This is a genomic window from Microbacterium sp. 22242 (assembly GCF_052045495.1).
Taxonomy (GTDB): Bacteria; Actinomycetota; Actinomycetes; order Actinomycetales; family Microbacteriaceae; genus Microbacterium.
Genome location: NZ_JBQEOZ010000001.1, coordinates 123,613 through 139,903 on the forward strand (window position 1 = coordinate 123,613; position 16,291 = coordinate 139,903).

General features: G+C 70.0%; 4 protein-coding genes (1 of these 4 cut by a window edge). 3 read left to right on the forward strand and 1 reads right to left on the reverse strand.

Annotated features, from left to right (window positions below):
• Together ACTJJZ_RS00515 and ACTJJZ_RS00520 are read left to right on the forward strand one after the other, a co-directional pair.
• Nucleotides 1–13,749, forward strand: partial view of an Ig-like domain-containing protein gene (locus tag ACTJJZ_RS00515; RefSeq protein WP_440719208.1) — the 3' end only. It extends 16,575 nt beyond the left edge of the window; the window shows 13,749 of its 30,324 coding nt (coding positions 16,576–30,324); the start codon falls outside the window, past its left edge; the stop codon is at nucleotides 13,747–13,749.
• A gap of 68 nt (nucleotides 13,750–13,817) precedes the next feature.
• Complete coding sequence (locus ACTJJZ_RS00520) at nucleotides 13,818–15,188, forward strand: glutamate decarboxylase (protein ID WP_440719209.1); 1,371 nt, start codon at nucleotides 13,818–13,820, stop codon at nucleotides 15,186–15,188.
• Nucleotides 15,189–15,409: 221 nt separating this feature from the next.
• Here ACTJJZ_RS00520 and ACTJJZ_RS00525 read toward each other — a convergent pair whose 3' ends face one another.
• A complete protein-coding gene (locus tag ACTJJZ_RS00525) occupies nucleotides 15,410–15,667 on the reverse strand; it encodes a DUF3263 domain-containing protein (RefSeq protein ID WP_440719210.1) in 258 nt (85 codons plus the stop codon).
• Between the two features lie 61 nt (nucleotides 15,668–15,728).
• Between ACTJJZ_RS00525 and ACTJJZ_RS00530 the strand changes: the two genes are divergently transcribed.
• Complete coding sequence (locus ACTJJZ_RS00530) at nucleotides 15,729–16,052, forward strand: hypothetical protein (RefSeq protein ID WP_440719211.1); 324 nt, start codon at nucleotides 15,729–15,731, stop codon at nucleotides 16,050–16,052.
• The last annotated feature ends 239 nt before the right edge of the window (nucleotides 16,053–16,291 follow it).

A 16,291-nucleotide genomic window follows, 5' to 3' on the forward strand; every position in this document is an offset into this window, starting at 1 on the left:
GAGACCGCCGCCGCGCACTCCGGCGCGACCGTGACCGTCGGCACGCGCATCCAGTACGGCGTGAACACGAACGATCAGAGCCTCGACCCGGCCGACCCGTCGCCGTGGCACCTCGCGCACCCCGCAGGACAGACGCACCTCGCGCTGTACGTGCAGGCGGAGACGGTGTCGGGCACCGTCGACAACACCGGCACCAGACAGGTGGACTGGAACGCGGACGTGATCGTCCACGAGGGGCCGAGCCCGCTGCTCATCATCGGCCCGGACGGCCATGTGGTGACCTCCGTCAACATCACGGTCAACGGCGTGCACAACCCCGCGCCGGGCACCGACTTCAGCGCCGCGCCGGTCATCGAGGTGGACGACCTGGTCGACCACGACACGGGCGACGTGCTGATGAGCTCGGGCGGCGGCACCATCCAGAACACCCTCAACGGCGGCGCGGACGTGGCGAGCCATTACTGGGGCACGTTCTTCTACCGCGACAACTGGGCCGCGGTCACGATCCTCAACCACTCCACGCTGCGGCTCGTCGTCGACGACATCAACGTGCTCAACGTCGGCACCCCGACGGTCACGCTCGCCGCCCCGACCGTGAGTGCGATGTTCGCGATCGTCCGCCACGTCGATCCGACGCTCGTGACGATCACGAACGACGCCCCGACCACCCCGCCGGACCTGCTGATCAACGGCACCATCCTGAACCCGATCGGCGAGACCGACGTGTCCAGCACCGGATCGATCTCGTCGTCGACCGTCCGCGGCGGCTCGAGCTCGACGTTCAGCGGCCCGCACACCGACCTGATCCGGACCAACATCCTGCACCTCGTCGCGGGGACCTCGATCGCCGCCTCCGGCACTTACCTCAACATCGACCTCGTGCAGTGGGCGGGTCACGACGAGGACCTCACCGCGAACTCCGGCACGAGCCAGTACCTCGACCTGCAGACGCTCCTGCGCGACCCCGCCATCGCGAACCCGCAGACGCCCGCCTACGTCATCCCGATCGACCACCTCGTGGCGGGGGACAGCATCTTCGTCCGCCTGCAGGCCACGCAGTACCAGACCTCCGTCGGCACCGTGCCCGGCATCCAGGTCACGGCGACGCCCGGCCCGAGTGGTCAGTACGTGAGCTTCTACCACCCCGACAGCGCGCACTGCTACTACTCCGACGGGTGCACGAGCCCGCACCCGGCCCTGGAGCCGGGAGCCTTCGCGACCGGCGGCAGCGCCACGGACAGCACGTACGACTTCAGCCTCCTCGACGCCGGATCGAACGGGAACAACGGGCAGATCGACGTGTTCGCGGCGAACGACTCGCCTGGCGCGACCCGGATCAACATCGTCGGCCTGGTGCAGATCGAGCAGCCCGCATCCGGCGTGACCGCGGCGACGTACGGCACCGTGAACGCCGACACCAACGGCTTCATCACGCTCACCGAGCAGTACGGAGACCTGCGGGCGGGTCTCATCCGCTCGACCGACGACGACGTGACGCTCACCGCACCCGGATCCCTCTACGATGCCCCGCAGCCCTCGCCGAACCCGCCGGCCTCCGGCCACACCCCGGCAGCCACGACCCCGCAGGTCGTCGGCGTGAACGTCACCCTGACCGCGCAGAACGGAACGATCGGCCTCGACAGCAACTTCCTCGAGATCCAGTCCTCGGTCGACAAGTTCGGCGTCCTCAACGCCCAGGCCCCGGGCGTGATCCGGGTCTCGCAGACCACGGGCGACCTGCACATCGACACCGTGACCACCTGCTACGGCGCGAGCGCCACCACGTGCGCGGACATCTCGCTGACGAACTTCCACGGCTCGATCACCGACGGACACGGGACTCTCGGATCGGGTGGCACGGCCGCCAACGTGATCGGAGACACGATCGATCTGCTCGCCCAGTACGGCAGCATCGGCGCCGCGGACGGCACGAACGACCTCAAGCTCGACTCCGCCACCGGCAGCGGCTGCGCGAGCACGTTCACGCTGCTCTACCAGGGCGCGAACTACCAGAACGCGACCGACGCGCAGCGCGCCGTCACCGCCACCTGCGACGTCGCGGCCCAGGCCGACGGCAGCGTCTTCCTCACCGAGGTCGCCGGCCCCATGAACGTCCTGCTGGCGCATGCGGGGGAGAACCCCGGCCGCGTCACGGGCCCGAACAGCGTGCGCCTCACCACGACCGAGACCGGCGCCGAGGGCAACGACATCCTGCTGCTGCACTCCGGCATGACGCTCGTCGTCGAGAACGCGCCGCAGACCGTGCTGCAGGGCCTGATCGAATCCGACGGCGGCAACATCGTGCTCCGCTCCGCGGACGACATCGTCACGGATCCGAGCAGCATCATCCTCGCGTTCGCGAGCACGGTCGCCGCGGTCGTGACCGACCCGAACCAGCAGGACAACGCCACCGGCAACATCGACATCTACGGCGACTGCCACGACGCCGCCTCCGGCGTCTGCCACGTCCCGGCGCTCGACACCAGCGCACCCGACCCGACCGTCGGCGACGGCACCGTGATCGTGCTGCGCAGCGGTCAGGCGGCCGCGGGCGGCCTGCCGGGCGAGATCGCGAACGGCACCGGCGGTCTCACCCGGGTGTTCGGCAACTCCGAGGCGGACACGATCGTCTTCGACCGCACGATCCTGGTCGGCCAGACCCGTGCCTACGGCGACGGCTCGCCCACGCAGGCCGGTCTGTACGCACCGCTGTGCAACGGACCGCCGAACCTGTGCGTCGACACGTTCGTGGTCAACCGGCTCCAGTCGATGGTGCCGCTCGGCCAGCAGGTGAGCCGCGGCGCGACGCTGACCCTCGACGGTCAGTCCGGCGGCAACGTCTACTCGATCTTCACGAGCGGCAGCCAGTTCACCGGCAACAACTACGAGCTCAACGTGCTCGGCTCGCACGCCCCCGCCGACGGCACCGACACGCTCAGCATCTACGGCTACGACACGTACACCGCGGGATCCCCGGACTCGACTGGCATCGATCCGTCCACGCAGCACGAGTACGCCACCAACGACATCTTCCTGCTGCGCGGCACCCCGGCCGGCATCCTCGGCGAGACGGCGGCGCGGCCCGGGATCTACCAGGGCACGTGCTACCAGCAGGCCGGCAACGTCTGCGACCCGAACGCGACCTATTCGGGCGACCGGTACTCGGCCGGATCCGGATTCGTCGCCCTGCTGCACTCGACCCTCGCCGGCACCCAGGCGAACCTGGGCGGCAGCACGACCACCGGCACGACCGGCGTCTACGGCGTCGAGCGGATCAACTACGATTCCGCCATCAACGGCGGCCTGCACGTCTACGCCCTCGGCGGCAACGACTACTTCGCCGTCGACGACAACGCCGCCGCCACCTACCTCGACGGCGGATCGGGCGACAACCAGTTCCAGATCGGCCAGCTCTACGGCGAGCGCCGCAGCGCGAGCGCCGTCGCCTCGCCCGCCCCGTCCTACGGCGCCTCGGGCAACCTCGCCGCCGAGAACGTGTTCGACGTCGCGACCGTCGCCACCACGCGCGGCTGGCTCTCCCGCGGCACGAGCGCCCCGCTCGTCGCCCAGGGCGGCACCGGCAACAACACGTTCACGGTCTACTCGAACCACGCGGTGGTGCACCTCGAGGGCGACGGCGGGAACAACCTGTTCATCGTCCGCGGCTTCGCCCTCGCGCAGACCGACGCGGCCGGCAACCTCATCCTCCCCGGCGGCTGCACCACGCTCGAGGCGCCCGCGTGCATCCCGCTCCCGATCACCACGAACGGCTACTCGACCGCCGCGCAGACCGACGTGCGCACCGGCGCCGGCAACAACCAGGTCGAATACAACATGAACGCCCCGGTGTCCGTCGACGGCGGCACGGGCTTCAACAAGCTGATCATCCTGGGCACCGAGTTCGCCGACCACATCGTGGTGACCGACCACGGCATCTTCGGCGCCGGGGTGTCGGTGACGTTCAAGAACGTCCAGGTGATCGAGGTCGACGCCCTCGAGGGCGACGACGTGATCGACGTGCTGTCCACCCCGCCGGGGGTCGCGGTCCGGGTCATCGGCGGCCTCGGCAGCAACCAGATCAACGTCGCCGGGGACGTCAGCGGCAACGTGTATTCGCGCGACATCGACGGCACGAGCGGCACGATCAACCTCGCCGTCATCACCCAGGACCAGCTCTACCAGGACGTCGTGATCCCCGGCGTCGCGCTCAGCGTCGCACAGGGCTCCCAGGGCGCCGTGATCATCACCGAGCACGCGGGCGGCACCGTCGTCAGCGAGACGCAGAACGGCCAGGCCAGCCGTCCGCCCATCGGCACGATCGACTCGTACAGCGTGCGGCTCGCGCAGGCGCCCGTCTGCGCACAGCTGCCGGTCTGCACCGTGTACGTCGCGGTCACCGCGGAGCCCGACATCCGGCTGAACCGCGAGGGCAGCCCCCTCCCACCTGCAACAGGGCAGGGCGACTCGATCCTGCTGGCCACGACCCCGCTCGGCTCCGTCCCGAACCCCGGCACGACCACAGCCGACAGCGACTTCTACCGGCACGTGATCATGGACGCCACGGCGACCGACCTGCCGCAGCGTGCGCTCGTGCTCGCGTTCACCTCCACGAACTGGCAGATCCCGCAACTGGTCTGGGCGGGCGCGATGAACGACGCGCTCGACGACGGGATCCGCACCTACGAGATCAGCCACACCGTGCTCAGCGCGGACCCGTTCTTCGCCAACGCGTCCGTGCGCAACGTCGAGGTCACGAAGATCGACCCGGGCAGCCCCGCGATCCTCGTCACCAACCTCGGCAACACGAACACGACCGGGATCTCGATCGCCTCGCGCTTCACGGACGGCGTCGGCACGGGCGGGACGACCTTCACCTCGACCGACGCGAACTTCACGCTCAGCGACGTCGGCCAGCCGATCTCCTCGATCGACGGCAGCGTCGCGATCCCGGCGAACACCGTGATCCTCTCCGTCGTCGACGAGCACACCGTCGTCCTGTCGGCCGCCGTCGCGAACGGCACGAGCATCCACTTCGCCCTGCCGAGCCGGCTCGCGGCCGTCCAGCAGTACCGCGACGGCGCGACCACGGCGAGCTCGGACATCCTCTACTCGGCCAGCGCGGGCTTCAACGGCGGCGACGTCGGCCGCAGCATCGTCGAGGCCGACACCGGCAGCGTCATCTCGGCGGGCGCCACGATCCTCGCGGTCGCCGACGACGGCACCTGGGCCCGGCTCTCCGTCAACGCCACGGCCACCGTCGCGGGCCTCGTCTTCGCGATCCCGGACCGGAACGCGAGCAACCTGATCCTCGGCGGCAGCGGCAACGCGGCTTACGCGATCTCCGGCTACGCGTCCGTCGTGCTCGCCGCACAGCCGAGCGCGCCGGTGACGGTCACCATCACGGCGGCGGGTGACGCGCGCATCTCGCTCTCCAGCACGGATCCGCGGTTCCACGTCGTCACCCCGGCGTTCGGCACGACCGCGGGGGTGTACACGATCGCGTTCTCGACGTCCGACTGGTCCACGCCGGTGATCGTGAAGGAGGATGCGACCGCGCACTACAGCATCGCGGATCCGCACAACTCGTACCTGACAGCGTCCGTCACCAGCAGCGGGCCCGAGTACACCGGCGTCGACAACAGCCTGACGCCGTGGGACGTGCTGGTCATGAACGACCTGACCCCGGCCGGCATCGTGCAGGCGCCCGCCGGCATGGTCGTGACCAAGTGCGGCGACGCGCTGTGCACCGTCCCCGGACCGGGATCGAGCATCAGCATCCGTCTCGCGGCCCCGCCGAGCAAGGACGTCACGGTCGCCCTCGTGACCGACGGCCAGACCGACATCGTCACCGACGGGGTGCGGGTCACGAACGGCGCGATCGGCGCCCAGAAGACGGTCACGTTCTTCAGCGGTGACGTCACGATCGCCGGCCTCGTCGTCACCCTCGCCGCCACCGAGCTGGGCAGCTTCCTCGCGGACGGCTTCGCGATCGGCCAGCAGATCCAGCTCACCGGCGCCGGGGCACCGCTGACCGCGACCATCACCGCGGTCACGGCCACGGCGATGACGCTGAGCGCCGCGCCGGCCGCCGGGCCGCACACGGTCACGATCGGCCGGATCGTGAACGCCGGACTGTTCACCGGATCCGTGGTCTATGACTCCGCCGCCGGCACGCTCCGCCGCGCCGACGGCTCGAGCTGGCTCGACGACGGCTTCCTCGAGGGCCAGATCTTCAAGATCGGCGCCTCTGCGACCATGCTGAAGATCCAGGCGCTGACCGGCAGCACGCCCACCAAGGTCGACATCCTCACCGTGACCGACAAGGCCGCGCTCGCCGCGGTGCTCGGCGCCTCCGGCACGATGACCGTCACGCTCACCCAGTGGGCGGCGCAGGTCACGTTCACCACGAGCAACTGGTATCAGCCGGTCGCGATGGGCGTCGTCGCCGACCCGCACTTCACCGTCCCGCCGGGCAACGCGTCGCTGCTCAGCTTCCCGAAGACGCCGCACCTGCTCTCGGCGATCCGCGGCCCGCTCTCGGTCGAGGGCGGCCCCACGGCCGGCAACCACGCCGCGCTGCAGCTGCCGGTGATGCTGCCGCAGGAGGGCAACGCGCTCCCGTTCGGCATCGGGATCCAGCCGCCCGAGGCGCAGCAGGTCAACGTGCTGAACATCTTCGACGACGGCGCCCAGCAGAACCAGACGGGCGTGCTCAGCTCGACGACCCTCACCGGCTTCGGCATGGGCCCCGGCCTCGACTTCACGCACCACAAGGGCTACGAGCCCGGCAACCCTGCCAAGCCGACGTTCGGCGAACCGCCGGTGTTCCCGAGCGGCATCAGCTTCGGCTCGGTCACGGTCGACCCGGCCACGGGGCAGATCCAGACCAACGCGAGCCTGTCCACGATCCAGTCGCTGAACCTCCTCGAGGGTCAGGGCAACGACACCCTGACCGTGACCGGCACGCTCGTCGGCGGGCCGTTCACGAACGAGGACGGCACGCCCGGCACGACCTTCGTGCACGGCGGCCTCACGGCCCTGCACGGCGGCGGCGGTGCCGCGCTCAGCATCACCGGGAACTTCGACCTCACGGCGACCACGATCACGCGCGATGACGGCACCGCCTGGGCGGCGGACCAGTTCGCCGTCGGCCAGCAGCTGATGTGGAACGGCGTGCCGATCGGCGTCATCACGGCCGTCAGCGGCGCGGTCATCACCTTCGTCGGGAGCGGCCCGGCGAATGGGACGGGCGTGCATGGCACGGTCGCCGTCTTCGACCCGGCCGTCCACGTCAACACGAACGTGCACTTCGTCGGCAGCACCCTGATCCGCACCGACCTGCGCAGCTGGGTCGAGGCGGGCTTCTCGATCGGGCAACTCGTCACGGTGAACGGCGTCGTCGTCGGGGCGGTGATGGGCTTCACCGGTCCCACGCAGGACATCCTGCAGCTCAGTGCGACGGTCGTCCCGCCGTGCGCGAGCGGCACCACCTGCACGGTCACGGTCGCGCAGGCCGCCGCGAGCGCCAACGCGGTGCGCTACGGCGGCAACGTCTTCACGGTCACCGGCGGTGCCGGCCCCGGCCCGGGTGCGACCCCGCCGACCGTCACCGGCACGTTCACGACCGGGCTGTCCGGATCCTCGCCGACGCTCACCCGCGGCAGCGGATCCTGGATCGCCGACGGCTTCGTCTACGGCATGGTGCTGCAGGTCGGCGGCCTCCCGGCATGGACGATCACCGGGGTCACCGCGTCTGTGCTGACCCTCAGCGGGCCCGCGTTCACGAACGCGACCGTCACGGCCGCCGTGGTCGGCTATGCCCCGTCGCCGCTCGTGGTCTACGGCGCGACCTCGCAGGACGGCATCTGGTACTCCGGCGACCCGCACACGCAGACCAGCCGGGTGTTCGGATCCAAGCCGTTCCCGAACCAGGTCGGCGTCGGCACGCCGCAGTTCGTGTTCCCGGTCGCCAACCCGTTCCGCCACGCCGGCAACAACGCCATCGACGCGAGCGCCCTGTTCGCGGGCGTCCCGAACGGCCAGGTGCCGTCGGTCGGCCTCACCGTCTACGGCGGATCCGGTGACGACACGATCCGCGGCAGCCAGGCGGGTGACTTCCTCGCCGGCGGATCCGGGAACAACACCATCTTCGGCGGCCGCGGCGACAACATCATCCTCGGCGCCAACGGCGTCAACACGAACGTGATCAGCCGCGCGATCTCGTTCCCGACCGTGAACACCAGCGTCTACGAGAACGCCGACCCGCTGATCGCCGGGGACAACCTCATCTACGGCGACGTGCCCGGCGCGACCGCGACCGACCGCTACAGCGACTACGACAACCTCATCTTCGGAGCGATGGGCGTCGTCACCCAGGACACCCAGGAGGCGACAGTCGGCGTGATCACCACGGGACCGCTCGGCGGCACCCGCACGGTCACCGGCGGCCTCACCTCGCACGCGCCGTCGGGCTCGGCCCTCAACGGCGTCGCGACCGTCACCTGCGCCACCGCCTGCTTCCGCCTCACCGACGTGGGCCTCGCGATCGCCGACACCGCGGGCACCCTGCTCTCGGCCGGCACGATCATCACCGCCGTGAGCGGCGACCTGAAGACCGCGACGCTCTCCCGCAACGCGATCGGCGGCGTGACCGTCGGCAGCGCCTCGCTCACGGTCGGGCCGCCGCAGGGCTACTGCCGGCCGACCGGCGCGACGCAGCTCAACGTCTACTGCCCGGCGAGCGGCATCACGCCGTGGGGCGACGCCCGGGTCGAGAAGCTGCAGACGACGCACGACATCCTCGCCGCGTACTCCGACGCGACCCAGAACCACGGCGACAACAGGATCTACGCGTCCGGCGGCGACAACATCATCGTGGGCGGCGACGGCGCGAACGACATCCAGGGCGGGCCGGGACGCAACCTCATCATCGGCGGCAGCGTCGCGCTGAACCGCGCCGCGCACCTGTTCGACTACCGCAACCCGCGCTTCCAGGACCTCGTGGGCACGCAGATCTACAGCACCACGCCGGGCTCGCTCACGCAGAGCCTCACCGACGGCGTCGCGCAGAACGACCCGACCGGGCACGCCTGGTGGGGCGACTTCCTCTCCGGCACGGGCGGGATCCTGCTCTCCGTCCCGCTGGGAGACGCGAACCGGCCCACGCAGCTGCAGGACTCCGCGAACAAGGGCGCCGACTACATCGCCGGCGGCTCGGGATCCGCGATGATCTTCGGCGAGTCGAACGACAACATCATCCAGGCGCACGGCTCGATCGACATCACCGCGCCCGCCTCGCCCACCGGATACCCGACGGCGTCGAACGGCTCGCCGTCGATCGGCAGCGTGTTCGGTGGGGCGGCCACCTGCGCCTTCCGCGGATCCTTCCTCGGCAACCGCGTCGGCGCCTGCCGCGACGCGAACAACGCTCTGCTGATCAACCCGTCCGTCGACGACGACGCCGCGCTGCAGTACCGGCTCACCGGCAGCCTGATCTTCGGCGCCCACACGATCGCCCGCACCGACGGCCTGTGGTGGGCCGACGCCGGGATCACGGTCGGGCAGACGCTCACCGTCAACGGCGCGATGGTCGGCGTAGTGATCGCCGTGAACCAGGGCACCCTGACCGTCACCGGCGCCCCGGCGCCCGCCTCGTGCACGTCCCTGCCGTGCACCGCCACGGCGACCGTCGCGGCGACCGACGGCCAGAGCTACGTCGAGGGCGGCCGCGGCGACAACACGATCTTCGCGAACCGCGGGCAGAACGACATCATCGGCGGCAACTCCGACTTCTTCAGCCTCACGCTGCCGAGCGAGCGCGCGAGCGGCTCGAACCTGATCTTCGGCGGATCCGGCCTGAACGCGGGTCGCGAGGACTGCGGCGACGGCGTGCTCGACGCGACCAACCACTGCATCGCGAACCCGAACGGGCACGCCCACGACGCGAACGTGATCGTCGCGAACAACGGCGAGATCGTCCGCCTGGTCGGCACCGACCGCACCTACGGCACGGCGTCCGGCGGCGTGGCGATGTCGGTCGGCTACCTGAACTTCAACTACGACGTGAACGGCTACACCGCTGCGACCGAGCGCATCATCGCCCGCGCGGTGAACCTGCTCGACGCGACCCCCGGCGGCCCCGACCTCGCGAACCAGCCCGGCCCGCAGGTCACCGGATCCAAAGCCACCAACGGCGTCGGCGACATCGGCGGCACCCCGATCGTCGTGGACGGCGTGCACCTCATGCGCGGCAGCGAGATCCACGCCGAGTCCGGCGACGCGTTCATCTACGGCGGCCCCGCGAACGACGTGATCTACGGCGGCGGCCAGAACGACACGATCATCCTCGGCTACGCCGACAACTGGGTCTCCGGCGGCCGCGGCGACACCTGCATCATCGGCGGTGGCGGACGCTGCTTCGCGAGCCGCAACAGCTCGAGCTACGGCGAGCCGCTGTACGGCATCGCGCCGATCCCGGCCGCGAACCTGTCCGAGCTCATCACGACGCCCGGCAACGTGCAGCAGGCCGTGATCAACGTCGCCGGCGCCCTCACCTACACCGCGGTGCTCTGGCCGTACAACTGGGACCCGGCAGCGAACGGCAGCCCGAGCTTCTCCACCGGCTGCAAGCAGAACGCGATCTGCGCCCACTACCAGCCGCGCTTCGGCCACAACATCATCTACGGCGGCTGGGGCAACGGCGTCATCCACGCCGGCCCCGGACAGTCGGCAGTGTCCGGCGCCGAGGCCCCCGAGCTGGGCTACGCCGACAACTTCGACCTGTCGGGCACCGCGATCAACACCACGCCGTACGAGACCGACTGGTACCACCCGTTCAACCCGGGCAACCCGGCCGGCTGGCACCCGCTCGGCGACGACGGCAACGGCAACGCCGCCCGCGCCGGCATGTCGGGCAAGTCGAGCTACTTCGACCCGACGGATCCGCGCCGCGAGGTCTGGCTGAACTCGGTCGTCTCGAACGCGCTCGTGCTCGGCGCGCCGAACCCGCTGCTGTGCAAGACGATGGCGCTCAGTGCGACCTGCCTGCCGTTCTTCCTCACCTTCGACCCGACCGACGCCGGTCTGCCGCTCGACCTCACCTGGTACCCCGGCACCGGCGAGCCGCAGATGCCGACCACGGGGGACAAGGCGATCTTCGGCGACCTCGGCAACGACGACATCGTCGCCGGCATGGGCCGGGTGCGGGTGTACGGCGGCTGGGGCAACGACCTCATCGACCTCCGCGCCGACACCCACGTCGACGGCGGGCTCAACGACGGCCCGGTGCCCAACCTGGTGCGCAACGCCGACGGCTCGTTCAGCCGCGCGACGGGCAGCTTCGTCTGGGGCACCCCGGCCTGGGAGTCCCTTGCCTACGGCGGCGCCGGGCAGGACATCTTCTTCGCCGGCACCGGCGGCGACCGCCTCATCGACTGGGTCGGCAACCACAACAGCTACTACGTGCCGTTCTCGCAGTTCGGCATGCCGGCGGTCAGCCGCACCCTGCAGCCGTTCCTGCCCGAGTTCCTGTACGCGCTGTCCCAGAGCGACGGCGCGGACCAGACCCTGATGACCCGGTACGCGCCGTACGACGACCGCTACCAGGGTCTCGCGTCCCGCAACGGCGAGCCGTTCGGCGAGCTCGGGCTCGTGCTGCAGCACGACGACGCCTGGCACCAGCAGACCGGCGATCCGTTCAACCAGATGCCGGAGAACCTGGGCGGCGTCGCGAACGACGTGCAGAAGACCGCGAATGTGCGCCCGTTTAACTCGTCCGGCAGCACCCCGGTGCTCTCCGCGATGACGGCGCGGCTGTCGCTGCCGTCCGGGCAGGGCGTGAACCTGCCGTCCGGCACGAACCCGGCGGGCGCCTCGGCCGTGCCGATCGTGATCGCGGGCGCGCCGGGCAGCACGGTCGTCTACTCGTTCACGCAGGGGAGCCTGACGGTGACCGGCGGCGGCACGATCTCCGCGGCCGGGACGTTCGGCGCCGTGCTCGATCTGTCCGGCTTCGTCGACGGCACGATCGCGGTGACCGTGACGATCACGAGCCCGACTGGCCAGATCACGCGGCTGACCTCGCTGATGGGCAAGAACAGCGTCGCCCCGCCGTCGCCGAACGTCGGCGTCGCGGGCTACGCGAGCCTCGCGACCGAGGGGTCCTTCCTGGTCACCGTGACCGGGCAGGCGGGCTCGATCGCGAACGTCGTGATCACCGACGCCTCATCGCCCATCGCCCGCGTCGCCAACGGCATGGACATGGTGGGCGCGAACGGAACCATCGTCGTCCCGGTGGACGTCTCGGCCCTGATCGACGGCCTGCTCACGATCTCGGTCACCCTCACGAACGGCGCCGGCGTCAGCACCTCGACCGTGGTCACGGCCACGCTCGACACGATCCCGCCGCCGCTCGGCGTGACCGGCTTCCTGCCGTACATCAACGCCTCGAACGCGGGCGGCTACTCCTTCTACGCCACCGGCCAGACCGGCGCGGTGATCGCCTACAGCTTCAGCGACGGCACGACCACGGTCAGCGGCAGCAAGGCGGTCAACGGCAGCGGACAGTGGAACGTGAACAACGTCTCCCTGTCGAAGCTCAAGGACGGGTGGATCACGTTCACGGTCACGGAGACCGAGCCGTCGGGCAACCAGACCGTCTTCACGCAGACGCTGCTGAAGAAGACGACCGCCCCGGCGACGCCGATCGTGACGCTCAACGCGCTCGACGACAGCGGCGCGTCGAACTCCGACTATGTGACGAGCGTGGCCACCCCGCGCTTCGTCGTGGTGCAGGCGGCGGGCGTCGTCTCCACCGTGGTGTACGTGAACGGCATCGCGTACACCGGCCAGGCCCTCGCGACGGGCAGCTACACCGTGACAGCGGTGAGCGTCGACGCCGCGGGAAACACGTCGGCCACGGCATCCGCACCGTTGACGCTGGTCGTCGACAACTCTCCCCCGTCGGGGACCGTCACGGTCGCGGGTGCCGTGGTCTACGGCACCACCTACCCGGGTGCCGGATCCATCTCGTTGACGCTGTCGTTCAGCGCAGCGCCGGCCGGACTCTGGCAGGTCGCGTTCTCGCTCGACGGCGCGCCGTTCACCGATCCGGTCGCGTACGCGTCCTCGGCGACGCTCGCCCCGCCGGCTGCCGAGGGGACGCACACGGTCTCGGTCCGGGTGACCGACCGCGCCGGCAACGAGGTCGTGGTGTCGCGGACCTTCGTGATCGATCGCACCCCTCCCGTCCTCTCCTGGAGCATCACCGCACCGTCGAACGGGACCGCGTACGACGTGTCGCAGCGGATCACCCTCGCATACAGTGCGAGCGACTCCCCGTCCGGCGTCGTGTCGATGCGCGCCACGATCGACGGCGTGGCCTGGGGGAGCGGAACCGCCCTCGTCGCCGAGACCCTCGCCGCGGGCGCGCACACGGTCGTGCTGACGGCGACGGACGCCGCGGGCAACACCTCGACCTCGACGTTCACGATCAGCGTTCGCGCCACGGTCCCCGGTCTTCAGGCCGCGGTCTCCTACGGGGTCTCGAGCGGATACATCACGTCGTCGACCGTGTCGTCGAAGCTCAACGCCGACCTCACCGCCGTGCAGAACGCCCTCGCGTCGGGCAATCGCACTGCAGCGAAGTCCGCGCTCGCGACGTTCGCGACGGACGCGGGGAGCCGGTACGTGACGGCGGCGTACGCGGCCCTGCTCAAGGGCTGGGCGAACGATCTGGCCGCCTCCCTCTGACGCATCGCGCACGGTGCTAGGGTGGCGCCGGAACCGGCCGGGCAACACCGCACCGAGGAGCATCGCCCATGTCGCAGGAACGCATCCAGGTCAACCCGCTGCACCACCGGCCGGGGGCGAAGCTGCTCGTGGACAAGCACCGCATCCCCGATCAGGGCATGGATCCGCTCACCGCTTATCACGTCGTCAGCGACGAGACCATGCTGGACGGCAACGCCCGCCTGAACCTCGCCACCTTCGTCACCACCTGGATGGACGAGGAGGCGCAGCGTCTTTACGCCGAGGCCGTCGACAAGAACATGATCGACAAGGACGAGTACCCGCAGACCGCGGCGATCGAGACGTACTGCCAGCGCATGATCGCCGAGCTCTGGCACGCTCCCGACCCCGCGAGCGCGCCGGCGACCTCGACGATCGGATCCAGCGAGGCGTGCATGCTCGCCGGGATCGCGCTGAAACGGCGCTGGCAGGAGAAGCGCCGTGCGGCGGGCCAGGACGCGACGCAGCCGAATCTGGTGATGTCCAGCGCGGTGCAGGTGTGCTGGGAGAAGTTCTGCAACTACTTCGAGGTGGAGCCGCGCTACGTGCCGGTCAGCACCGAGCACCCGGCCTTGGACGGAGCCCTGCTGGACCGGTACGTCGACGAGAACACGATCGGCGTCGTCGCGATCCTCGGCGTCACCTACACCGGCGCCTACGAGGCGGTCGCCGAGATCGCCGCAGCCCTGGACCGGATCGACGAGGAGCACGGCCACGATGTGCCGATCCACGTCGACGCGGCGTCCGGCGGCATGGTCGCGCCGTTCCTCGACGCCGATCTGGAGTGGGATTTCCGGGTGTCGCGGGTCGCGTCGATCAACACGTCCGGCCACAAGTACGGCCTGGTCTACCCGGGGCTCGGCTGGGTGGTGTGGCGCGACGCCGAGGCGCTCCCGGAGTCGATGATCTTCCGGGTCAGCTATCTCGGCGGGGACATGCCGACGCTCGCGCTGAACTTCTCCCGCCCGGGCGCCCAGGTGCTGCTGCAGTTCTACCTGTTCCTGCGGCTCGGACGCGAGGGGTATGCCGAGGTGCAGGGCACCTCGCGGGCGGTGGCCCGCTACCTCGCGGACGGGATCGGCGCGATGGACGAGTTCGAGCTCATCAGCGACGGATCCACGATCCCGGTGTTCGCGTGGCGTCTGAAAGAGGGGCACACCGAGAACTGGACGCTCTACGACCTCTCCGACCGCCTTCGCATGCGCGGCTGGCTCGTCCCCGCCTATCCGCTGCCCGCCGACCTCGAGGAGATCACCGTGCAGCGGATCGTGGTCCGCAACGGCGTCACCCAGGACCTGGCGGTGTCGCTGCTCGCGACGATCCGCGAGGAGGTCGCGTATCTCGACGCGCTCACCGCGCCGCTGCCGGACCGCACCGCCGGCCCGGCGTTCCGGCACTGATCGTCCGCCTCTCGTCGCGAACGCGGCGGCGGGCGCGCGGGGACCGAGCCGCCCGCGCCCCGTCGCAGTTCCGGTCACGTGGAAGGCATCGCGCGATGTCGACGTGCCCCCGCCGGGATTCGAACCCGGACTGAAGCGTTACGGGGTGGGCTCTAACTGGCTCTCATCGGGTCTAACCATTCGCAGTATTACGCGGTTCCAGTAGAGCAGGTTAGACACGATTAGTTCGGCAAATCGATGAGTAAGCGATGGGCCGGCCGCGCAGTCGTATCCACGCGGTAGCGGGGTGGCGCGAAGGACGTCACGCGATGTGCCGTGATCGGATCCGCCGCCTGCCCTTCGCGGCTTGCGGCGGCACGCTCGAGCAGCACCACATAGCGCGCCGGCGTCACGCCGAGCTGGTTCCGGATCCGCATCTCCTTGTTGCTGGACCAGCCCGGGTTAGCGGCTTCGAAGGCGAGGAGTTCAGCGGGAGTCATGAGCCGACGCTCCCACCGGCCACCGACACCCGATGTCGTTGCCGGCGCTTACGCTCCTGACATGCCAAAGGACGCCCAGCCGCGATGGCACCCGCTGCTCGCTGCGATCGAGCCCGAGCCCGGCGTGTGGGTGATGATCGACAGCATGCAGCGACCCTACGGGGTCGTCCGAATCGTGAAGGTCGACGGGCTTACCCGGTTCCGTGCCGAACACATCGGTGTCCTGATCGGCTACTCGACCACCCTGCGCGCCGCGGTCGAACGGGTGCACCAGTTGGAGGTGCGGTCCATGTTCCCCGGCGGTGGGGCCAACGAGCCTGTGGCGCGGGAGGACCGGTCCAGGTGGGTGGATGAGATCACACGGCAGTACCGGACACGCCCCTGACCGATGCACCGTCAGGCCCGTCATGCTCGGGGCAGTCGAGCGGATCTCGCTTCTCCGTGATGGTCGGAAGATGCTCGAACCAGTGCCGACCGGTTCGACACCAGACGATCTTTGACGGGTTAGACATGGTGCACTCCTCGTTTCAGTGACGGCATGGGGTCGCCGTCGGGCCCCGCAGTCTAGGCGAGAAACGACGAGAAGCCCCCGCCTCTCCGAAGAGAAGCGGGGGCGTTCGCGTG

Excerpts from the sequence above, each read along its gene's own strand:
- ACTJJZ_RS00520 (WP_440719209.1), top strand. The coding sequence starts at position 13,818 with ATGTCGCAGGAACGCATCCAGGTCAACCCGCTGCACCACCGGCCGGGG.
- ACTJJZ_RS00525 (WP_440719210.1), bottom strand. The coding sequence starts at position 15,667 with ATGACTCCCGCTGAACTCCTCGCCTTCGAAGCCGCTAACCCGGGCTGG.
- ACTJJZ_RS00530 (WP_440719211.1), top strand. The coding sequence starts at position 15,729 with ATGCCAAAGGACGCCCAGCCGCGATGGCACCCGCTGCTCGCTGCGATC.